The 21,722-nt window shown below is 40.3% G+C and carries 15 protein-coding genes and 1 pseudogene; 8 read left to right on the top strand and 8 right to left on the bottom strand.

Translation table 11 applies throughout. The features are described from left to right. The first annotated feature begins 27 nt into the window (after positions 1–27). The gene (locus tag J7338_RS00080) at positions 28–2,424 is read left to right on the top strand and encodes a TonB-dependent receptor domain-containing protein (RefSeq protein WP_210794433.1); all 2,397 of its coding nucleotides are present in this window, start codon (positions 28–30) and stop codon (positions 2,422–2,424) included. A gap of 129 nt (positions 2,425–2,553) precedes the next feature. Beyond that, positions 2,554–3,501, top strand: a complete 948-nt coding sequence (locus tag J7338_RS00075) for a carbohydrate kinase family protein (RefSeq protein WP_210794431.1) — start codon at positions 2,554–2,556, stop codon at positions 3,499–3,501. Positions 3,502–3,648: 147 nt separating this feature from the next. Here J7338_RS00075 and J7338_RS00070 read toward each other — a convergent pair whose 3' ends face one another. Then, the gene (locus tag J7338_RS00070) at positions 3,649–5,115 is read right to left on the bottom strand and encodes a carbon starvation CstA family protein (protein ID WP_210794429.1); all 1,467 of its coding nucleotides are present in this window, start codon (positions 5,113–5,115) and stop codon (positions 3,649–3,651) included. A 245-nt stretch (positions 5,116–5,360) separates the two neighbouring features. After that, entirely contained in the window at positions 5,361–7,862 is a 2,502-nt protein-coding gene (locus tag J7338_RS00065; RefSeq protein WP_210794427.1) for a S8 family serine peptidase, read from the bottom strand. Between the two features lie 589 nt (positions 7,863–8,451). Between J7338_RS00065 and J7338_RS00060 the strand changes: the two genes are divergently transcribed. From J7338_RS00060 to J7338_RS00045, 4 genes are read left to right on the top strand one after another with little or no spacing between them, the layout of a single operon-like run. After that, the gene (locus tag J7338_RS00060; RefSeq protein ID WP_210794425.1) at positions 8,452–9,966 is read left to right on the top strand and encodes a curlin; all 1,515 of its coding nucleotides are present in this window, start codon (positions 8,452–8,454) and stop codon (positions 9,964–9,966) included. A gap of 33 nt (positions 9,967–9,999) precedes the next feature. Further along, on the top strand, positions 10,000–10,401 hold the full coding sequence (locus tag J7338_RS00055; RefSeq protein ID WP_210794423.1) for a curli production assembly/transport protein CsgE: 402 nt from the start codon (positions 10,000–10,002) through the stop codon (positions 10,399–10,401). After that, on the top strand, positions 10,391–10,831 hold the full coding sequence (locus J7338_RS00050; protein ID WP_210794421.1) for a curli assembly protein CsgF: 441 nt from the start codon (positions 10,391–10,393) through the stop codon (positions 10,829–10,831). Before J7338_RS00055 ends, J7338_RS00050 begins: the two co-directional genes overlap by 11 nt. Continuing rightward, positions 10,832–11,605 (top strand): CsgG/HfaB family protein, encoded by a 774-nt coding sequence (locus J7338_RS00045; RefSeq protein ID WP_210794419.1) that lies wholly within the window; start codon positions 10,832–10,834, stop codon positions 11,603–11,605. Between the two features lie 120 nt (positions 11,606–11,725). Here J7338_RS00045 and J7338_RS00040 read toward each other — a convergent pair whose 3' ends face one another. From J7338_RS00040 to J7338_RS00030, 3 genes and pseudogenes are all read right to left on the bottom strand, one after another. After that, on the bottom strand, positions 11,726–12,202 hold the full coding sequence (locus J7338_RS00040) for an HIT family protein (protein WP_210794418.1): 477 nt from the start codon (positions 12,200–12,202) through the stop codon (positions 11,726–11,728). Positions 12,203–12,248: 46 nt separating this feature from the next. Further along, entirely contained in the window at positions 12,249–12,941 is a 693-nt protein-coding gene (locus J7338_RS00035) for a response regulator transcription factor (protein ID WP_210794417.1), read from the bottom strand. A gap of 192 nt (positions 12,942–13,133) precedes the next feature. Then, a pseudogene (locus tag J7338_RS00030) lies at positions 13,134–13,217 on the bottom strand (trehalase family glycosidase); the annotation flags it as partial. Between the two features lie 859 nt (positions 13,218–14,076). Between J7338_RS00030 and J7338_RS00025 the strand changes: the two are divergent. After that, a complete protein-coding gene (locus J7338_RS00025) occupies positions 14,077–14,886 on the top strand; it encodes a hypothetical protein (protein WP_210794416.1) in 810 nt (269 codons plus the stop codon). Between the two features lie 331 nt (positions 14,887–15,217). On the opposite strand, the gene J7338_RS00020 is transcribed toward J7338_RS00025, so the two are convergent. From J7338_RS00020 to J7338_RS00010, 3 genes are all read right to left on the bottom strand, one after another. Further along, positions 15,218–16,714 carry a trehalase family glycosidase gene (locus J7338_RS00020; protein WP_210794415.1) on the bottom strand — a complete coding sequence of 499 codons (1,497 nt, stop codon included), beginning with the start codon at positions 16,712–16,714 and terminating at the stop codon, positions 15,218–15,220. Further along, a complete protein-coding gene (locus J7338_RS00015) occupies positions 16,711–17,961 on the bottom strand; it encodes an MFS transporter (RefSeq protein WP_210794414.1) in 1,251 nt (416 codons plus the stop codon). Before J7338_RS00015 ends, J7338_RS00020 begins: the two co-directional genes overlap by 4 nt. Positions 17,962–18,064: 103 nt before the next feature. Beyond that, positions 18,065–19,072 carry a substrate-binding domain-containing protein gene (locus J7338_RS00010; protein WP_210794413.1) on the bottom strand — a complete coding sequence of 336 codons (1,008 nt, stop codon included), beginning with the start codon at positions 19,070–19,072 and terminating at the stop codon, positions 18,065–18,067. Between the two features lie 256 nt (positions 19,073–19,328). On the opposite strand from J7338_RS00010, the gene J7338_RS00005 reads away from it, so the two are divergent. Continuing rightward, positions 19,329–21,599: a TonB-dependent receptor gene (locus tag J7338_RS00005; protein ID WP_210794412.1), complete on the top strand. Its 2,271-nt coding sequence runs from the start codon at positions 19,329–19,331 to the stop codon at positions 21,597–21,599. Positions 21,600–21,722: the final 123 nt, after the last annotated feature.

Here is a 21,722-nt window from a genome sequence, read left to right as displayed (position 1 = left end):
TTGGATTCAACACAACGAGGCGTAACCATGACAACACACAACACACCTTTATATTTAATCAGTGCATTAGCACTTGCCGTAAGCCAAGGCGTACATGCACAGCAAGAAGATCAAAATTCTCAAGTACAAGCTAACAAAGGTCTTGAAACAATCGTTGTAACTGGTGTACCACGTCGTACAACGATTATGGCATCAAGCGTATCAGTCAGTAGCTTGTCGCTTGAACAAGTTGAAGTGTCTACACCTCGCTCAACCGCTGAGGCGTTTAGAATCATTCCGGGTATTCGCGCAGAATCGACCGGTGGTGAAGGTAACGCAAACATTGCTGTGCGTGGTTTACCTGTGGCATCTGGCGGTGCGAAATTTTTACAGTTACAAGAAGACGGTTTACCTGTACTACAATACGGTGATATCGCTTTTGGTAACGCTGATATTTTTATGCGCTTAGATAATACCGTACAAACAATCGAATCAATTCGTGGCGGCTCAGCATCGACGGCAGCAAGTAATGCACCTGGTGGCATTATTAACTTTATTTCTAAAAATGGTGAAAACGAATCAGGCAGCGTATCAACTACTCTGGGCCTCGATTACGATAGCGTTCGTACAGACTTTGAATACGGTACTTACCTAAGCGATAGCGTACGTTTTCATGTCGGTGGCTTTGTTCGCCAAGGTGAAGGTCCACGGGAAACAGGTTACACATCAAATAAAGGCGGGCAAATTAAAGCCAACCTAACCAAAGATTTTGAAAACGGCTATGTTCGAATTTATTACAAGCACTTAGATGATAAAAGCGTAGGTTACTTACCGATGCCAATGTATGCAAATGGCGATTCTATCCCTGGGTTTGACGCACAATCGGATACCCCCCACTCGGCATTATTTACAAAAACAGTGCGTCTAAACGGCGAAAACCAAATTAGCAGTGGCGATATTCGCGACGGTATGAACCCTAACGTTGACTCAATTGGCTTTGAAGCAGTATTTGACTTAGATAATGATTGGCGTATCGAAAACCGTTTTCGTAAATCAGCTGTAAGCGGTAACTTTAATTCATTTATTCCTGCACAAGTAGGCAGTGCAACGTCGATTGCAGAAAGTATTGGCGGCGCAGGTGCAACACTCAGCAATGCAAATACTGGGGCTGCATTTAATGACGATTTAGCAATGCGTATTCATACGTTTGACGTGACACTAAACGACTTTGACTCTATTGTTAACGACTTTAAACTGACTAAATCGCTTGATGATAACACCAGTATTACGTTTGGTTACTACGCATCAACGCAAAACATTGCCATGTCGTGGTTATGGAACGCTTATCTAATGGAGCTTAAGGGCGATAACGCAGCCTTATTAAATGTTACCGCTGCCGGTGGTACTGCATTTTCTGATAACGGTTTGTACGCTTACGGCACACCTTTTTGGGGAAGTGACTGTTGTCAGCGTGACTACGACACAGAATACGATACTCGCGCCCCGTACGTTGCATTTTCTACAAAACTTGGCGATGTAAGTATTGATGCAAGTGCCCGTTACGATAGTGGCGAAGCTCGCGGTAATTACGCAGGTGCAGTAACCTCTACAGTTGATATGAATCATGATGGTGAAATATCCGTTCCTGAACAAAATGTTGCAGGCATTGATATTACTAATGCCAGCCCAGTTAACTACGACTGGAACTACACATCTTATTCAATGGGTGCTAACTATCAAATTGACCCAAGTCTGGCGACATTTGCTCGTATCAGTAAAGGCGGACGAGCGAATGCTGACCGACTTTTATTTGGTAAAGTACGTGCAGATGGCTCTGTTGCGAAAGAAGATGCTGTAGATGAAGTTAATCAATATGAGTTTGGGGTTAAAAAACGTTTTGATTCCTTCTCTGTATTTGCAACTGCTTTTTATGCAGAAACTGAAGAGCAAAATTTTGAAGCCACATCACAAACCTTTTTCGACCGTGAATACGAAGCCAAAGGGATTGAGATTGAATCAACTTACTTCATCGATGCGTGGGATTTTCGCGGTAACTTAACTTGGACCGATGCTGAAATCGTTAAAGATGCACTAACACCAGAAGTGGAAGGTAATACGCCCCGACGCCAAGCAGATTTAATTTACTCACTAATGGCGCGTTATAGCTACGAGAAAGGTGCAGCTGGTGTAAGCTTTATTGGTACTACCGATGCATACGCTCAAGACAACAACGATCTTAAATTTGATGGTTACACCCAAGTAAATGGCTTTGTAAGCTACGATTTATCTGAAAACCTTAGTATCGCGCTTAATGTAAATAACCTATTTGATACAGTCGGTATTACAGAAGCCGAAGAAGGTTCTATTCCAGATAATAATATTATTCGTGCCCGTACTATTAACGGCCGTACAACGTCACTAACACTTAAATACCTATTTAATTAACCGAGCTTTAGTATTTTTAAGCGCTGAATAATGTATTTTCAGCGCTTGATCTCCTAACATCTATTTACCTTGAAAGACTCTCCCACTACTTTTGACCTAGCCTCGGCTAGGTTTTTTAGGATTTACAATATGACCAAATTACTTAGCCTTGGCGAGCTGCTTATTGATATGCTGCCGCAAAATTCTCAAAACAGTGCTTATTTACCCATTGCTGGCGGCGCTCCTGCCAATGTAGCGGTAGGTTATGCCAAACTGGGCGGCAAAGCGGCTTTTTGTGGCGGTATGGGCGACGACTATTTTGCTAAACAATTAAGTAATGCGCTTGCACAATACAATGTCAGCACTGAGTACTTATTTACAATCAAAGATTCCCAAACGGCAATGGTTATTGTCAGCTTAGATGAAACCGGTGAGCGCAGTTTTAACTTTTATCGCCACAATACCGCTGACTTACTGTTAACTTGTGAGCACTTAGCACACATAAATTGGGAAGATTTAAGCACACTGCACTTTTGCTCAAATACGCTGACAGATACAGCCATTGCGCGCACCACGATCAATGCTTTAAAGCTGGCTAAAAATAACCATAAGCTAGTCAGTTTTGATGTGAACTTACGCTATAGCTTGTGGCAAAATAGCAATGACATTGAGCAAAATGTACACGCGTGTTACGCCTATTGCGATATAGTTAAGCTATCGCGGGATGAGCTAAATTTTTTAGCTGAGCAAACACAGCAAACACCTGATGATTACTTACAATCGATTCTAGATACGGATGTTAGCTTAGTGTTTTTAACCGATGGTCCCGCGCCTGCAACCGTTTACCATAACGCATTTGCATTTACTGAAGCTGCACCAACTATTACTGCGATTGATACTACCAGTGCGGGTGATGCGTTTATTGCAGGGGTTTTGTATTACTTAAATCATAATGATGAAAATATATTGCTCACGGATAAACTCAACAATCAGCAAATAGTAAAACGCGCTTTAAATTTCGGCCTTCGCTGTGGTTCAAAAGCCTGTTTAGCCAAGGGGGCATTTCCCGCATTACCCATGTTAGTTGATGTGCTTTAAAAGATTAAAACGCATATTCATTTAATACCAGCCAATGAGTATTGACTGGTATTAAATGATAAAAGTGATTGATATTTATAGTTTTTCACACTTAATTTAAATCTTCGTGAATAAGCTTGTCAACCGTTTTAATAAACACTCACTCTGTTAATGAGTAATTTTTCCTTTATGTTTTAAATCTACTATAGCTAATGCAATAAATCCAACCACAGCAACCACAACACCAATTGGTTTCCCCATATCACTTGATAAGTTAAGGCCAATTGCCGCAGTCATTATGTACGATAACGTAACTGCTGTAGCTATTATGGCAGGTATACTCGCAATCCAATGGAATGTTCCACGGTCAAATAAGTACTTAGTCGCAAGCCAAAGTACGCTGGTAGAGAGCAACATATTTGAAAATGCAAAATAACGCCAAATAACCGAGAAATCGAGCTTAGTCATAAAGTACGCAATCGTTAAAATAGGGATTGCTAACAATAAACGATTCCGTAAACTTTGCGGAATATTAAACGCATCAACGACAGTTAAGCGCAGTGAACGAAACGCTGTATCACCTGAGGTAATTGGGAATACTGCTACTGCAATAATCGCCATAATACCACCAAATACACCTAAATAACTGTTTGCTATATGATTAACCACTAAACCTGGGCCACCTAAATCAAGCATTTCTTTTAAACCTGTATAGCCTTCAGGGAACGCAGCAATACCTGCTAATGCCCATACACAACCAACAATTCCTTCACACATCATTGCGCCGTAATAAACTGGACGAACGTATTTTTCGTTAGTTAAGCAACGTGCAATAATAGGCGCTTGCGTAGAGTGAAAACCACTAATAGCACCACAGGTTATGGTAATAAACAATAACGGCCAAGTAGGTAATCCATCTGGATTTGGAGTTAAAAAGTCGTGGGCATGATCAGCTTCAAAATACGCTAAAAAATCACCTGCTACCGGTAAATGCGGCGCATTAATTAACAGCGATACAGCAATTGCAACTGTCATCACAATCATTAATAAACCAAAAACAGGGTAAAATTTAGTAATGATTTTATCAATTGGCAGTAAAGTAGCTAAAAAATAATAGGCCAAAATTGCCAACACCCAAAAGGTATTATTGGCAAATATAGTCTCTTTAAATACGTCTAAGTTACTTAATAATCCAGCGGGGCTCATTATGAATACCACGCCGACAAAAAATAATAACATAGCCGTAAATATTAACATAAAGCCTTTAAATACAACGTTATAATATTTACCTGCAATTTCTGGTAGGCTTTTACCATCCTCTTTGATACTCATAACACCTGAGTAAAAGTCGTGTACTGCTCCACCTAATACATTACCGAGTACAATCCAGACTAAAGCAATTGGACCGTACAGAGCACCTAAAATAGGACCGAATATTGGGCCTACCCCTGCAATATTTAAAAACTGAATTAAAAACGCACGAACAGGGTGAATCGCAACATAATCAACACCTTCGCTAAAGCGTTTTTGTGGTGTATCAATAGTGGTGTCCATACTGGCTTGTTTTTCTACAAAGGGACTGTAGAATTTGTAACCTAATATTAAAATAGTCAGGCAGATAAAAAAGATGATCATAAGCACGTTTCTCTTTTTGTATTATAGAGCGCGTTGTCGGTCGCCCCGAATTTGAACTATGGGTGATCGCTGAACGTTAGCAGAGCCTATTAAAATCCACAATACGACTATCTGATAATATTATGGATGTTTGAAGTGCAGCGCTTCACTACCGGGAACGAACTAGCAGGCAATAAAAAAACCTTGCAAGGGAACCACAAGGCTTTGTACTTCAGGGGGAAATATTATTTAAATGCTAGCTACGCCTATTCAAATGTCACAGTTACAATATTTGAGCATACATCTGCTGTAACACATACTTGATAATCATAAGCAGGCAAAGTTGCATTGCGTAAGAAATCACGATGACGACCGTTATCTGTCGTTGTTCCTACCAGCTCACCATTGCGATATACATTAAGTGACTGAGCCCCCACTTGCTCCCAGCTAAGCTCAACACGCATAGTGTTTAAGCGTGTTTTATTAGCACGGATTAAACTCAACACAATTTCAACATCACTAACAACCACGGTTTGCACTGATGAATCAGTATTACCTTCACTATCGGTTACGGTTAATGTTACTTGGTAGTTACCTGATTGCGCATAAGCGTGAACAGGATTTGCATCTGTTGAAGTTGCACCATCACCAAAGTCCCAGCTCCATTGCGTAATATCGTTATTTGCATCGCTGCTTGAATCCGTAAACGTAACAGTTAAAGCTTGAGCATCATAGTCAAAACCAGCTTGTGGTGGCTGCGGAGTTACCTCACCAATCGCACTAAATGTAAGCGACCATTTGTTCAGTGTGCCAGTATCAGCTGCATAGGTATCTTCAACATGTAATACCCAATCACCTGTTGCCACTTCGCCATTAAAATCAGCTAAAGAGTAACTTTGTACTATATCATCTGCGCTACCGCCTGACTGACTATGCAATGTAGAACTTGTACCTCTAGGCGAGGTTAACGTAACGATTAAGTCACCAATGTAAGTATGAGAAATATCAATACTCGCTTGAGTTGCAAAAACAGTCAGTGAATCATTTACGGTGATCACAGAATCAACACCGTCAACATTATTATCAGGGATTGCTACTGCGGTATCATTTGTATAAGTAAAATCATTTAAGCCAACAGGATCAACTAACAAGCTTACTGATTTTTGCTTAGCCAACTCGCCTGAAGATGCATTTACGCTAAAGTCATAACGTCCCCATTGTGTTGACTCTGAAGTAGGCACCGTTAAGGTCACGGTATCACCCGGCATCGCGGTTGTTGCAGATAAACTCGCCTGTGCTAAATCACTCACCAGTTCGAGAGCGACCACTCCATCCCACTCAGCTATTGAGCCTATTTCATAAATATAGGTTGCGCTCTCGCCTGCCGTAATTTGTTGCGATGTCGGTGTAACTGATAGCTTAAAGCTTGGCGTTGGATCCGCTTCCTCAAGCGCTCTATTAGCATTAAGGCGTTTACCTGAGACAGTTTTACCTTGTAACTGAGCATTGTCATCACCACTACTCATCAGCAGCTGTTTAAGCTCACTTGTTGATAGGTCAGGGTTAAGTGACAATACCAGTGCAGCAACACCAACAACATGTGGCGTGGCCATTGATGTACCAGAGTACGTTGCATAACTATTGCCGGGTACAGTTGAGTAAATAGCACTGCCTGGTGCGCCAAGGTCAACACTGGTTAAACCCCATTGTGAAAAATCAGACATATTATCGTTTCTATCAGTACTGGCTACTGATAATACGCTTGCATGTTCATAGTTAGATGGATAATGTGGATTTTGGTCATTATCAACGGCGTCATTACCTGCCGCAGCTACAAATAAAATGTCCGCTTGTTCGCTGGCGGTTATCGCATCAGCAAGCGCTTGGCTAAAACCACCACCGCCCCAGCTATTATTCAGTACGCGAACATTTACACCATCATTTTTTAAGTTAACCATGTAATCAATACACTTAATTGCATCGGATGTTGAGCCTGAGCCTGACGCATCTAAGAATTTACAACCAACAATCGCCGCTTCGTGGTTAACACCCACAATACCGTTATTATTATTGCCTGTGGCGCCAATAGTCCCTGAGACATGCGTACCGTGACCTTGGTCATCCATTGGGTCGCCAACATTTGTAATGGCATTAATACCATGCACGTCATCAATGTAGCCATTACCATCATTATCGATGCCATCGCCTGCGATTTCATTCGGGTTTATCCATATGTTTGCCGTTAAATCACTGTGACTGTGATCTACACCAGTATCAATAACACCAATGACAACATCTTTACTACCTGTGGAGATTGACCAAGCTTCTAGCGCATCGATATCCGCGTCAGCCGTCCCACCAGATTGGCCTTCATTGTGTAACCCCCACAATTTTGAAAAGTCAGGATCATTGGGAGCCGTTGCAATACTCACTCGGTAGTCGGGCTCAACATAGTCAATAGCAGCATGTGTTTGCAGTAATTTAATTGCTTGTTTTGTGCTCATGCCAGTTACTTCAAACTTAGCTAAGCGACCAGATAAAATTGACGAATAATTATCATCAACACCATCTTTATTTAAATCACTCACTTTAGCTTTTACCAAACTGCGAGCTTGACTACGCATTGCTACAGAAGTGCCTTTTTTATACATAACAAGCAATGAGTTTTGAGAGGCTCGCACTGAAGGCTCCGCAGCAATTGTAGTTACTTGTGCTGCAGCTAGACATGGCAAAATAGCCAAGCTTAAAATAGATAATTTAGTTTTCATATTTTGTATCCATAGTTAGAAATATTAACTTAGCTTTGCTACTAAGTTTCGCTAACTTCACTACTTTTGCGATATCACTGGCAAGCACCATAAATGACAGAGAAAACCTAAACCAGACAAGAAAAAATTCAACAAATTACCAAAAAACCAGTCTTTAATACTGGTTTTAGTGGTCAATTTATTAACAATACAATCGTTTTTATGAGTAATGAGCAATCAACACAGGCATTACTCACCTCATCTTTTATTACCAGATTATTCAATCCTCCAAGCTCACCACGACCATAAAACAATTAAGTCATTGAAAAAAATAAATATTAAAAACCATAAAAAGAGATGATTTCTAACATTGCATTTACACAATACAGTTAACCGTCAATTGATAACAGTTCGTAAGTAAAAAACATTAGTGCATAAAGCACAACACTGTATATCAATATAACTCTTCACTCACTTTTGCATGAGTGGCTTTTTGCTCTTGATATCACAAAACTTAATCGGCAAGGCATGCCGAGCAAACTATGCAGAACATTAAGGTATCAACAATTCATTAATGACTGCTCTAATAATTATAAGTTAAGGAAAAATCATGAAGTTAAAGAAATCTTTATTGACATGTGCAATCACAGTTGCATTAAGTTCAAGCTTTGTTGCACACGCAAATATTGATGATAAAAACCAATCAACCTCAGTATTAGCAAGTCAAGTGTCAACTACTGAGGTAGATAATGTCCTCACTATTGAACAAACATCCTTGCAAGGCTTAGGTAACAACGTAATGGTCACGCAACAAGGTGATGGCCATGAAGCAAACATTACAAGTTTAGGCGATAACAACAACATTAATGTTGATCAAAAACAAATTCAAAATTTGTCTTTAACGTACGTAACTGGCGATCACAACACCCTAAGTCACAGCCAAGACGGTGAAGTCAACGGTGCCCTATCAGATATAACAGGCAATGATAACTCTGTCACCGTAGCACAGTATGGTACGGGCTTTTTGGGTATAAATAACGAAGCGATTAACGTAGTACAAGGTGACAATAACGACATTGAAGTAACTCAGCAAGACGGTGGCCATTGGTTATATAATTTTGATTTGCAAGGTAATAGCAACAAAATTAGCGCATCTCAAGCAGGCCTTTTAAATGAAGCAACGCTCACAGCTATTAGTGGCGACGAAAACACCATTGAAGTTACTCAAAACGGCTTGTTTAACGCTTTTACATTTACTGAACTCGTTGGTAATGTTAATGAAGTAGTGATAGAACAAGAAGGTAATTTCAACGGTGTTACAGTTGCTTCTGTTCGTGGCGATGAAAACAGCTTAGACATTGAACAAGCGGGTGATTCAAATACCGCGACTTTTGCAAATGTTGAAGGAAATGATAACGATCTAGCAATCGATCAAGAAGGTAATAGCAATGCCTTCACATCGGAGTTATTTGCCGGAAATAACAATCAAGTGTCGGTTGATCAACAACAAGATAATAATCAAGTTGGGGCTGATGTACTCGGTGATAACAACGAACTAACGGTAATGCAAAATGGTGCAATGAACGAAACCTACCTAGGTACACTCGGTGCTGATAATGAGTTTTCAAGCACACAAATTGGTAATGAAAACAGCGCCCATATTGCTAACTTTAATGGTAATGGTAATGACGTTGATTTAGCGCAAGCTGGTGATATGAACACCGCATTGATCCAATCTTCATATCCAGACACATCACTTACATCAAACGATAATGACATTAACATCAATCAACTAGGTAGCACTAACGAGGCTGTTATCACCTTTGCAAGCGTACTCGACAGTAATAATAATACTGTCGATTTTGTACAAAGTGGCGACCTAAATGCGATAGATCTTGTTATGGAAGGCAGCAACCATTCTATTGATATTTCGCAGCAAGGCGATATGAATATGGTAGCGGGTATCGATACGGGTGCATTTATCGTTGGTGGTGACAACATCAACTTCACAGTCACACAAGTGGGCAATGGCAACTTAGTTGAAGGTGCGATTACTGCTTCTAACACTTCTGTTGTGATCACCCAAATGGGCGATTACAACACAGCAATTGTGACCCAAGAATAAGGATATTGGGGGGCACGTCCCCCCATATTAAACATGACATTAGTTAGAACGCTTATTACTACGCTAAGCCTGCTTTTTTTAACTACCTTTAGCCACTTATCGCAAGGCGCTGACGAATTAGAAATAGATGGCTTGGTGCTCGATCGCAGCATTAGTCGCTTTGGCCACCAGTTTTATTTTGAGTTTTCCAATTTATGGCGCGACCTTTCTTCAACCGCAGGTTTTAACATCGAAATAAAAGAAACCGTACTTCCTCGGGCAGGCACAAAACTGACCTTAGTGATGAATAATCAAATCGTATATATCACCTATTTAGGCCGTCGCTTAGAGCCAATAGATGAACGTGTAGAACACGCTTTATACAGTGTTATGGATGCGATGGCGCGCTCTAATTTACATAAAGCTTCGCCAGATATGGCAAAAAATGGATGGTAAAATGATCCCCTACTCAATAAAAAATATAACAACGATAATAGTATTATTATTTCCCTTATCAATCTCTGCCACAGAGCTTGTGTACACCCCGATTAATCCAAGTTTTGGTGGTAGCCCGCTCAATGCCAGTATGTTGCTCAACAAAGCACAAGCACAGAACAAACATAAAGCGCCAATAATTGAACAAAGCTACGCAGATAAATTTCAAGACTCTTTAGAACGAACTTACTTAAACCGCATGGTGAGAGAGATCACTGATATTGCCTTTGGTGAAGATATAGATGAAAGTATTTTTAACCAAGATTCAATTTTTTTAAGTGGTGATTACGAAATTCAAGTGATCACCAGTACCGTAGATTCAATTACAGTGCGAATAACCAACACCACCGACAGCAGTGTTGTGGTGATTGAAGTACCGAGGTTTAGTTAAATGAAAGCACTATTTATTGCAGTACTCGTCCTAGCATTATCCGCATGCAGTAGCATGGGCAATTTGATCCCACCTTCGCAACAGTTAGCCGCAAGTTTAACACCCACTGAAACCTTTAAAGCACTTCAGCAATTGCCAACACCTGCTGGGAGTATTGCGGTTTCAGTGTATTCATTTCGTGATCAAACGGGGCAATATAAACCACAAGGTAACGTCAGTTCTTTTTCAACTGCCGTCACTCAAGGGGCTAATTCCATCTTAATACAAGCGCTGCACGAATCTGATTGGTTTATTCCGGTTGAACGTGAAGGTTTGCAAAATATTCTGACTGAAAGAAAAATCATTCGTGCCGCCCAAGTAGAGCAACCCAATGCGATAGAACTCCCGCCACTGACCACTGCTAAAATCATTTTAGAAGGCGGAATTATCAGCTACGACACTAATGTAAAAACCGGTGGCTTTGGCATGGAGTATTTTGGTATTGGCGCATCAGAACTGTACCGTGAAGATGCAATTTCAATTTACTTACGTGCCGTAGACGTGCGTACCGGCCAAGTATTACTCTCCGTTGCCACCAGCAAAAAAGTGCTCAGCCAAGAAATGCGCGCAGGTTTTTTCCGTTATGTTAGTTATAAACGTTTAGCCGAAGCCGAAGCGGGTTTTAGTGATAACGAGCCGATGAGTATTTGCGTAACCCAAGCAATTGAAAAAGCCCTTAGTGATTTAGTCCTCAAAGGCATAGATAAAGGCATATGGGCAACCAAGCGAAGCTAACCCCCTACGACAGCCTTAGTTGTTGCTGAGGCTGTATACTCCTGGTAAAGATCAATTGCATTTTCAAAAGAAAGTAACTGCTGCTTTTAACATAAGAATCCTAATCCGCGTTAAAATAACCTAACCACTAAAACCTTGCGCATGATCTCGAAGTAACTGAGCTAACGCGGCAAGCTCAGTGTCATCGGCTCTTTCACAATCGTGGGAAGATAAATAACCCTGGTACTTTTCTATGAAAGGCCCAAATGTCGGCTCTATATGATGAAAATCAGACCCACTACCAGTACCATGCATGGGTGATAACTTGCTATGCAAGTGGTCAATTTCATACCCTTCTAAAAACATACCTGTTCGCCCCACCCCATCCAGTGCAGAGTCTAAAATAAGGGCTACTTTCTTAGTTGCTATAATCAGCTTCGCAAGTACTTGATCAGATTGCGCAAAGGCATAGCTTGAAAGGTGCTGTTTAGGAATAACCACAGTCGCTCCTTTGGTATTTGGATAGATAGTCAAAAATGCTAAATGCTCTTCATCCTCCCAAACACGGTGACAAGGAGCTTTACCTGAAACAATATCACAAAATATGCAGTTACCCATGATCCATCCTACTGGTTATAATTGGGCGTATTTTATGTTTGATTTATCAGTCATGCAACGGTAATCGTACCGCCATATATCGCTGTGCCCAATTAGATAGCTCGATGCGATTTCGTGAATTTGTTTTTTTAAACGCACTATAAAGATGTGTTTTTACAGTATGATCACTAATATTTAACCGCTCTGCGATACTACGATTATTAGCCCCTTGCGCAAGTAAATAAACCACAGACTTTTCTCGTTTAGTCAGGTTCTCTAACGCTTCATGTTCAATACCAGTATCACTGCTAGGTTGGGGTTCATAATGACTAACCATAGCAAGCACCTCATTGAATGTAGAAGAAATAATCTTGCGACTGAACCATAGTTCATCATTAATGATCCGCATCAATCCGGTAAATATGTCTTCAGGCAAGTCGTTGTTATAAAAGACTCCCTTAAAGTTATTAAGCAACAAGTTTTTTTCACAAATAGCGTCAGAATGTGCATTAAACACAATAACCGGCTTCACTTTAGCCAAGGCTAATAAGTCTGCTGGAATTAAGTCTTGCCAATTACAGCCATTACTATCTATTAAAAAAAGATCAAACTCATTGCGATTGTCACTATGGGGGAGACTATCGTCCATTTTTACTTTACTGAAGAATGCATCTAACGTTTTAATTAAGTATGGATAACACTGCGAACGAACAGGCATTTTAAAAACGGTTTTAATAAATACTGAGGTTGGTTGAATCATTGCATCTCTTCCATGAAACATTTTATTTACAATACCGAAAACAACTCCAATGATCAACTTATTTAACCCAAATCTATTGATTTATAAAGAAAATAAATTTTTTAGACGTCTAGATGCTTGACTATCAACTAGCTTAAAAGCAATCTTTTATATTAGAAATATCATTTAAATCAACCCTTTATTACTAATATGTTATTTTATTAAATGATAAAATCGAGAAGTAACTCCATTGGTCCAGCCAAAGCCTTGCTGCACTTTGTACTCGCCACCTCTAGCCTATTTAAAGCCCAATAAAAACTGTACTTTTTTAGAGTAGACAGTGGTCAGTATTAAAAGTACTTTCTAGCACCAGTGAGCATTTGTGGCTATCCCATTGCAGGGAAGTCTCATTGAGGGATGTAATCTTCCTAGTTTTAAAAAGTCACTCATAAGCTTATTATTACAAAGCCAGCGACGACTAAAATCTCAACCATAATCACACGCGGTTCTAATATTTCTATAGTAACTAGCTCGTTGGTGCTCAGGATGTAATTAGGCATACTTTAAATCTTCACGCAATGATTCTGGCCTCGGTGATCCTTTGCTTAGCTGGAAGCTTCGTTGATGCGAATGTAAAAATGCTACGTTACTAATTCTGTTAATTTCGCTCTTGTGAGTAGTTTAACGCGAAAGTAAGAGCCACATGCCAACGGCCCTACAACAAGACGTTTCAGTATCTGTTTATTAAATGTCGGTAGCCAAGGAGTAGATATTTACTTTATTTGCTTCAAACTTGGTGGTAATGTAAATGAAATGTGAATTTCTGCAGTGCACCATCGTTTTTACGGTGTTGCTAATGATGAAAATGTTCAACAAAAAGATTTAGACTTTAACGCATTGTTTTAAACTATTTCTAAAGGCACTGCAGGTAATTGGAACACCGTATCAAATGATTTTAACAGCGATATAATTTTATCTTTGCTGTTGATTTAATGAGTACAAGTTTATGCATTGTTTATAATGAAGCGAAAAAACACCACATTGAGTTGCAAAATGACAACCATAACTGACGAGTTTTATAATAAATTAAATAAAGTGGCAAAAAAATAGGATACATCAAGCCAAATTTCACACTAAAAAAATAACTATCGAGGGAATGATGAGAAAACACCTAATTGTTTATTCTGTAATATTGATGCTGTGCGCGTGTAGTGGTAGTTCAACTCCTGCATCAGAAGCCGCCATTCCTATTGAAAATGACGCTACTAGTGAGCCAATAAAATCAACAGATAATTTAGCAATTCCCAATAACAGAGAATCGAGTAATTATAATATTCTAATTCTAGGTAATAGTCATGTAGCCGGTATTGAATCTTTACTAACAGAAATATTTTCTCATGATGACGCCAATAAAGCGGTAAATATTGACACTCGCACTGGGATATTTCTCGACACGATCGTTAATAACGAAAGCATTATTGAAACTATGCAAAATAAACAATGGACCCATGTTATTTTACAAGGACAAAAGTACTCTCAAAGCCAGTCTGTACTGTATCCTGTCGATGCCACTATAACTTGGATACAGCGAGCAAAGGAGATAGGTGCCACACCAATTCTTTTCCCTGAACACCCATTGGCAGGAGAACCTCAAGACGCAGTTTACGTACACGGTATTCATGCAAATATTGCCAAAAAGCAACATAGTTGTGTGGCCCCTGTAGGGTTAGCATGGAATCAAGCATCAGAAATATCGCCTGAGTTAACCATTCATCAGGCTGACGGGAATCATGCAACAATATTAGGTAAGTTACTTTCCTCATTGGTGTTGTATGAAACCATAACCGGCAAGTCGGCCGATTTATTAACATTTTCTGATACCTTACCAGGGGATGCAACAACGCAGGCATTATTTGGCCAAGTTGCATCACAAGCGATTATTAACAATATCCCCTGTAATTTTTAAATTCATAGGATTATTCATACTTTTATACTACATCAAAGTATGAATATAGCTGACCGTAACCTTGTATATACTCATGAAAGCTTATATTGCACGCTAAACAGATAGCAGAAACATCGCCAAATATATCTTTGCCTAATTAGCTGGTAACAATCACTCTTAGTTCTTTTGTAAAGGTCTATTAGCAAGGGAATTGACAGATAATGACACCCATCTTCAATGCTAATAACAAAGATGGGGGGTTATATTGCCTATGATTTATCAAAAGAATGAAAATTTAGATGTCTGATGCATAACGACTAAACAATTTTAAAACCAATCCTTGGCTATTACGTTATTTTATTAAATGATAAAATCGAGAAGTAACTCCATTGGTCCAGCCAAAGCCTTGCTGCACTTTGTACTCGCCACCTCCAGCTCTATTTTCAGGCTCATAAACATTGTATTTTTCGAGTAGACAGTGGTCGGTTTTAAAACTGTTTTCTATCATCTGTAACCAATTGCTCATGATGGTGTTTGCATCTGCAACAAAGCCATACTGGCGAAATCCGTGTACAGCAAACCACTGCAGTGGTGCCCAGCCATTAGGGCTATCCCATTGCTGGGAAGTCTCATTGAGGGTTGTTACTAATCCGCCTGCTTTTAAAAAGTCACTCATAAGCTTATTTTTAACCAACACCGCCTGCTCTTCGCTAGCACAATTGACAAATAATGGGACGGTGGCGGCAAGCGACAGCACTGTAGATTGTTGCTGGCTTTGATAATTAAAATCAACAAAAAACCCCATATCAGTACTGAATAAATACTGATTAATTGCCGCACGTCTTTGAGCTGCTTGTTGCTCAAAATACTGTTGCTTATTTGTATTGTTTAATACCGCAAAGTAATGACCCAGCTGTTTTTCAAGGTAATAAAGTAAACTATTGAGATCCACAGGAATGATATCCGTGGTTTGAATACTGGTAAGCTTATTATTACCCAGCCAGCGACTACTAAAATCCCAACCAGACTCGCACGCAGCTCTAATATTTCTATAGTAATTAGCTCTTTGCTGTTCAGGGAGTAATGAAGCATCATGCAAATCTTCACGCAATGATTCTGGCCGTGGTGTTGCTTGATCATCCCAATAACGGTTAAGTAATGCACCATTTGCCATTTTTACTACACGCTTATGGCTTGATATTTGCTGATTCAGTAGCTCTGCCCCCTGCATCCAAAATGTATATTCTTGCTCAAGGGCAACAACGCAATCAGTTAACCATGCAAAGTCACTATTTTTACAGTATTTTGCTTGCCAAATTAAATCAACCATCAGCGCTAGAATAGGAGGCTGCGAGCGAGAACTATAGTAACTGCGGTTACCATTAGGAATACAACCATTACGATTTTGCAGATCAATAAAATTAGCAAGCATGGCTTCGATACTGTCTATATCGCCAATATCTTGCAAACCTAACGCAGTGAAATAACTATCCCAATAATATATTTCTTGAAAGCGCCCACCCGGTACTATGTAGCTGTGCTTAAGTGGTAATAAAGAGCTGGCTTTAGCTGTGTCTGCATTGCGATGCAAATACGGCCATAAATTGGCAATATAGCTTTGCACACTATCGCTGTTGCTTTGCTGAGTTGGGAGCTGTGTTGATTCAAACGTAAAATGCTGTGCTACAAATTCTGTTAACTGTGGTGTAGTAAGTGGTTTAACGCGTAAGTAAAGGTCGCATGCTAACTGCCAACTATCATTAGCAATCGCATCAGCAAACGTTTTACTGTCACTAAATATAGCCGCCAGTTGCACATCTAAAAATAATTGGCTATTTACAAAATTCATATCGTTCCTTTTTCTGGCACTGCGCCTAAGTTTACTGTCATTTTTTTAAATAAAGTTACGCTGATCAACAACAAGCCAATTGGGATCAAGGTAAGATAAAAAGCATGTTGGCCACTAAATTTATCAAAGATGAAACCGGTGATTACTGAACCAGTGGTGCCACCTAATGCTGAAAAAACCACGATAAGTCCGGTCATAGCTGCCTGCTGGTGAACGGCTAACGCACTGAGCATCACAGAGTTAAGCAATGGGTAAAGAGGAGCCATAAAAAAGCCAATGAGCGGCAGCATGTATGCTGCAAAAGGGACATCAAATACACTCGTCACTTGGCTGCCATCAATTTCATGAGTCAGCGGCAAAACCAGTAGCACCAGCACACCCATAGCAACTAAGCAACTTAACAACAAACTATACCAGCCAATCACGCGTAATATCTGCCCCGCCACTAGTCTACCTAGCGCCAGTGCTGCGGCAAACACACTGGCCAGTTGAATACTAATATCAACTGGCAACTTAAGTACTTGATTATTAAAAGTAGGTAACCAAGTCCCTACCCCTTGCTCAATCAACACATATAAAAATGCACTGATAATAAATATAACCACTAAAGGTTTATAAGTGAGTGTTAGCATGTCAATAAAAGCAGCTAATTGACTCGTACGTAACGTTGCTTTTTTCGGTACTTTTATTGGCGCTATAAGCACTGTAATAAAAGCCATACCCGCTAACACAGCCAGCAAATAATACACGTTCAACCATGCTGTATTTTGCGCATTACTACTATCAATAAACCATGAGAACACCCAATAGCCAGATAACACCCCAAGCATAAAAATACCTTCAATGGTGTTAAGCAATGCTGAGTGCTGATTGGCGTTATCAGTGACTTGGCCAATAACCGAGTAAACGGATACTTTCATAATCGCAAAGCTGCAACCAATCACAGCAAACAATACTTTGAACGCATAAAACTGTGCAATTGAGGGCATTAACAAGCACATTAAGGCAACCAACCCCAACGCTACAAGCATGGCCAGCTTATAGCCAAGTCGTGGAATAAATGATGCAACAATAAAAGAAACTATTGCTATGGTAAGGTCTTTATAGCCTTCTAAAACAGAAGCTTGCGTTTTTGTTATGTCAAAACTATTGATGGCTTGTAAAATTACGGTGCCAACACTATTGAGTAAAATAGCGAACACGAAATAGCTACAAGCCAACGCTATGGTTATTCTTATTGGGTTCATGCACGTTAACCTGATGTTGATTTCTTTTAGCATAGTGTAGCGCAAAATAAAATGCAAACGTTTGCATTTTAAATTTCAAAATTGAGTTAACTCGCCATACAGATTATCCTTTGCTAGATTGACGATTAATTAATTCTATTTCAACAACTTGTGATTCAGCTGACTGACCTTGTAACTGCGCTAATAATTTTTCAACCAGTAATACTGAGGCTCGCTGAGTGTTTTGTTTAATGCTCGAAAGTGATGGGTGACTCACATCTGCCATGGCAATATCATCAAAACCAACTAACGCAACATCGTTAGGAATACTGATATAGCGCTCTTTTAACGCTTTCATAGCGCCTAGTGCCACCATATCGCTGCACGCCATAATGCCGTCGAAACATAAACCTTTCGCGACTAGTAATTGGTTGATCCCATGGTATGCTGCGCTACTAGTAATATCGATAGACACTACGTGTGCTATAGCGTTAGCCGTATTTAGAGCCGCTAAATAACCACGGTAACGTTCGCCAATTTCAGCATGTCCTGGGTCTCCCAAAAATACAATATTTTTAGCGCCACCTGCTAATAAGTGTTCAGTTGCAAGACGACCCCCAACAAAATTATCACTGCCTACAATGGGATAATTACTGGGAGTTTTTGGGTCACCCCAAACAACTAAGGGCACGCCTGCATTAGCGGCGGCTTCAATGTTTGCCGGATCTTTGCCTTGCCCAACCACAATAATGCCATCAGCCCGACGGCTATTGATAAAGTAATTAGCCCAGTCATCACCGGCCATAAATGAGTTTGAGAGCAGAAGTTCTAGCCCTTGTTTATTCAACGCGAGGTTTATCTCTCCGACTACCTTAAGCAAAAAAGGGTCGTTAATTGATTGCTCAGTGCCACTGTCGAAATTTATGATCACTGCTACAACATTGGTTTTTTGTGAGCGAAGGCGGCTCGCAGCCGTATTTAAACTGAAGTTATGTTGCTTTGCTAACAGCTTTAATTTATCTCTAGTTTCTTTTTTTATCAATGGGTTATCATTTAACGCACGAGAAACAGTCGAGGTTGATACTCCAGCAAGCTTGGCTAGATCCGCTAACTTTAGTTGTTTGGTATTCATTGCTAAGTACGAAGCCTTCCTTAAATCGTGAAGTTGCAATATACCATCATTATTAAAATTAGGCTGCGCCAAGCCCTAAATTTAGTCATAAACATAACCGTGTATAAAAATAATACAGAAAGTTAAAAAAATAATTGCAAACGTTTGCATAAAGTTCTAAGGTTTAAAAGAACACAGCATTAACATTTCATTAAATTAGTTAGCGCTTTGTTATTTATAGTTTTTTAAATAACGAACAAAAAATGGGAATACCAACATGACAACAACACACACACCAAGCAAACTTGCTTGCGCTATTATTTTAGCGCTATCCAGTCAAACCGTGCTTGCAGATCAACCAGCAACAAGCCCGCAAACAACCACTGATAAAAAAGTTGAACGCATTGTGGTTTCTGGTACACCTGCAGGTATGGGCGTTCGTAAAATTGATGCCAGCTATGCTGTGACAAATATTGATGCTGAGCAAATAATTAAACTATCACCAAAAAGTACTGCGGACTTATTTAAAGCTGTGCCCGGTGTGTGGGTTGAAAGCTCTGGCGGTGAGTCTGGTGCCAACGTATTTGTGCGTGGTTTTCCTGGTGGTGGTGATGCGCCATTTTTAACCCTAAGCCTTGAAGGGTCGCCGGTTTACCCAGCCCCAACACTATCGTTTTTAGAAAACTCATCGTTGTTTAGAATTGACGAAACCATTGAAACAATGGAAGCACTGCGTGGTGGTCCTAATCCTGTGCTATCCAATGGTCAGCCTGGTTTAACAACCAACTTTAGATTAAAGCGTGGCAGCGAAGATACCCAAGGCTTATTTAAATACACCACCTCTGATTACGATTTGCAACGTGTTGATGCTGTTTTAAGTGGCGAAATCAGCGACGACTTATATTTTATGGTAGGCGGCTATGTAAAAAGCTCACCAGGTATTCGTGATGCAGGCTTTACCTCTGAGAAAGGCAGCCAGTTTACGGTTAATATCACCAAAGAACTCGATAACGGTGAAATGAATTTCTACACTCGCCAAACAGACGATCATGGCGCATGGTACTTACCAACCCCACTCAATGTTAATGGCATTGATGCTGAGTATACCCAACTTGGCACACTAAACCGCCAAGCGACCATTTATACCGGGCCAAATAATGACGCGCACCAAGTGGATATTGGCGATGGCCGCGGTTGGAATGGCCATGTATCTGGCGGTAGTATTAAACTTGAATTTGACAATGGCTGGAGTTTTTCAGACCGCTTTAATATCACCAAAGGCGATGCTAATACACTTGGTTTAGTGCCCGCAGGCTCCGCAACAACACTAGGTGAAGTGGCTGATAATGGTCAGTCTGCAACAGGCGCCGCGACAGGCACAACTTATGACAGTGATACACCCGTACAACAAGTGGGTCGTTGGGTGGTACTCAAAGAAATTAGTTCATTTACTAATGATTTAGCATTTTCAAAGCAATTTGAAGACCTCTCTGTTGCTGTCGGCTATTACACTGCAAGCACCTCTGCCAACGACTGGTGGAGCTTAGGCAATACGGCCTATCATGTTCTTGAAGCGGGTGGTGAAATGCTCAATGATATTACTTGTAATGAAAGCGCCGAAGGCTGTGACTTTAACTACGACATTAATTCATCAGGTGATGCACGCACTAATGCTTTTTATACCACGGCACAGTACAAGCTAAGCCAAGATCTCACTCTTGACGGTGGACTACGTTATGAAAGCCATGATGTACAGTACAGTGTTGATGAAGGCCTTGACGGTATTATCAATAAAACCGTTGATTACGATGAGAGTAAAACCTCATGGACAACCGGTTTAAACTATTCAATTAATGATGACATGGGCGTATTTGCTCGCGTTAACCGTGGTTATAAAATGCCATACTTCGATGATTTTAGAGATAACTACGTCGCATACCACCAAGACGGCGAGAAACTCATTAAAGAAGTCACTCAAGCTGAACTTGGCTATAAACTGATCACTCAAAGCACTGACTTTTTTGCCACTTTATTTACCAACGAAGTCAAAGGCGATACCTTTGTAAGTCGCCCAGACGTGCCCGCTGAAATCTTAACCAACGAAGCGTATGGTGTTGAACTTGATTACAACTTTAATCATGAATCTGGCTTTTCTGTTAATTTAAATACTACATTACAACAAACAGAAATCACGAAAAGTCCAAAAAATAAAGGCAAAGAAGCACAGCGCCAACCTAAATGGCAAGTACGCGTAACACCAAGCTATGACTTTGAAGTCGACGGCATGTACGCCACACTCTATGGTACTTTGTCAGCAGTGGATGACCGCTTTGGTAATAATGAAAACACCGTGACACTTGATGGCTACGAAAAAGTTGACTTAGGTTTTATCCTTGAGCCAATGGAAGGGATCAAACTGCAATTAGCAATTGATAACTTAACCAACGAGCAAGGTATTACCGAAGGCGACCCACGTAATGCTGACGCCCCCAATGGCCGTTACATTATGCCTCGTACCACACGCTTAAGCGTAAGCTACGAATTCTAACCCCCATCTCCCTGGATCAATACCCAAAGCCGTGGTGGTTAATACACTGCGGCTTTTTTAAATCACGTTTTGAACAAAGAGCTGCTCTTGCGACTCGCTCTCTTGGCGCTTTAAATAGCTAAA

The organism is Pseudoalteromonas ostreae (assembly GCF_018069805.1).
In the GTDB taxonomy this organism is placed as follows: domain Bacteria; phylum Pseudomonadota; class Gammaproteobacteria; order Enterobacterales; family Alteromonadaceae; genus Pseudoalteromonas; species Pseudoalteromonas ostreae.
Note: the sequence above shows the minus strand (reverse complement) of the source record. Positions and strands in the feature narration are given on the sequence as shown.

What these genes read in the sequence shown, in the direction of transcription:
- J7338_RS00005 (WP_210794412.1), top strand. Translation starts at nt 19,329, where the DNA reads ATGACAACAACACACACACCAAGCAAACTTGCTTGCGCTATTATTTTA.
- J7338_RS00065 (WP_210794427.1), bottom strand. Translation starts at nt 7,862, where the DNA reads ATGAAAACTAAATTATCTATTTTAAGCTTGGCTATTTTGCCATGTCTA.
- J7338_RS00010 (WP_210794413.1), bottom strand. Translation starts at nt 19,072, where the DNA reads ATGAATACCAAACAACTAAAGTTAGCGGATCTAGCCAAGCTTGCTGGA.
- J7338_RS00070 (WP_210794429.1), bottom strand. Translation starts at nt 5,115, where the DNA reads ATGATCATCTTTTTTATCTGCCTGACTATTTTAATATTAGGTTACAAA.
- J7338_RS00080 (WP_210794433.1), top strand. Translation starts at nt 28, where the DNA reads ATGACAACACACAACACACCTTTATATTTAATCAGTGCATTAGCACTT.
- J7338_RS00035 (WP_210794417.1), bottom strand. Translation starts at nt 12,941, where the DNA reads ATGATTCAACCAACCTCAGTATTTATTAAAACCGTTTTTAAAATGCCT.
- J7338_RS00055 (WP_210794423.1), top strand. Translation starts at nt 10,000, where the DNA reads ATGACATTAGTTAGAACGCTTATTACTACGCTAAGCCTGCTTTTTTTA.
- J7338_RS00075 (WP_210794431.1), top strand. Translation starts at nt 2,554, where the DNA reads ATGACCAAATTACTTAGCCTTGGCGAGCTGCTTATTGATATGCTGCCG.
- J7338_RS00060 (WP_210794425.1), top strand. Translation starts at nt 8,452, where the DNA reads ATGAAGTTAAAGAAATCTTTATTGACATGTGCAATCACAGTTGCATTA.
- J7338_RS00050 (WP_210794421.1), top strand. Translation starts at nt 10,391, where the DNA reads ATGGATGGTAAAATGATCCCCTACTCAATAAAAAATATAACAACGATA.
- J7338_RS00020 (WP_210794415.1), bottom strand. Translation starts at nt 16,714, where the DNA reads ATGAATTTTGTAAATAGCCAATTATTTTTAGATGTGCAACTGGCGGCT.
- J7338_RS00025 (WP_210794416.1), top strand. Translation starts at nt 14,077, where the DNA reads ATGATGAGAAAACACCTAATTGTTTATTCTGTAATATTGATGCTGTGC.
- J7338_RS00015 (WP_210794414.1), bottom strand. Translation starts at nt 17,961, where the DNA reads ATGAACCCAATAAGAATAACCATAGCGTTGGCTTGTAGCTATTTCGTG.
- J7338_RS00040 (WP_210794418.1), bottom strand. Translation starts at nt 12,202, where the DNA reads ATGGGTAACTGCATATTTTGTGATATTGTTTCAGGTAAAGCTCCTTGT.
- J7338_RS00045 (WP_210794419.1), top strand. Translation starts at nt 10,832, where the DNA reads ATGAAAGCACTATTTATTGCAGTACTCGTCCTAGCATTATCCGCATGC.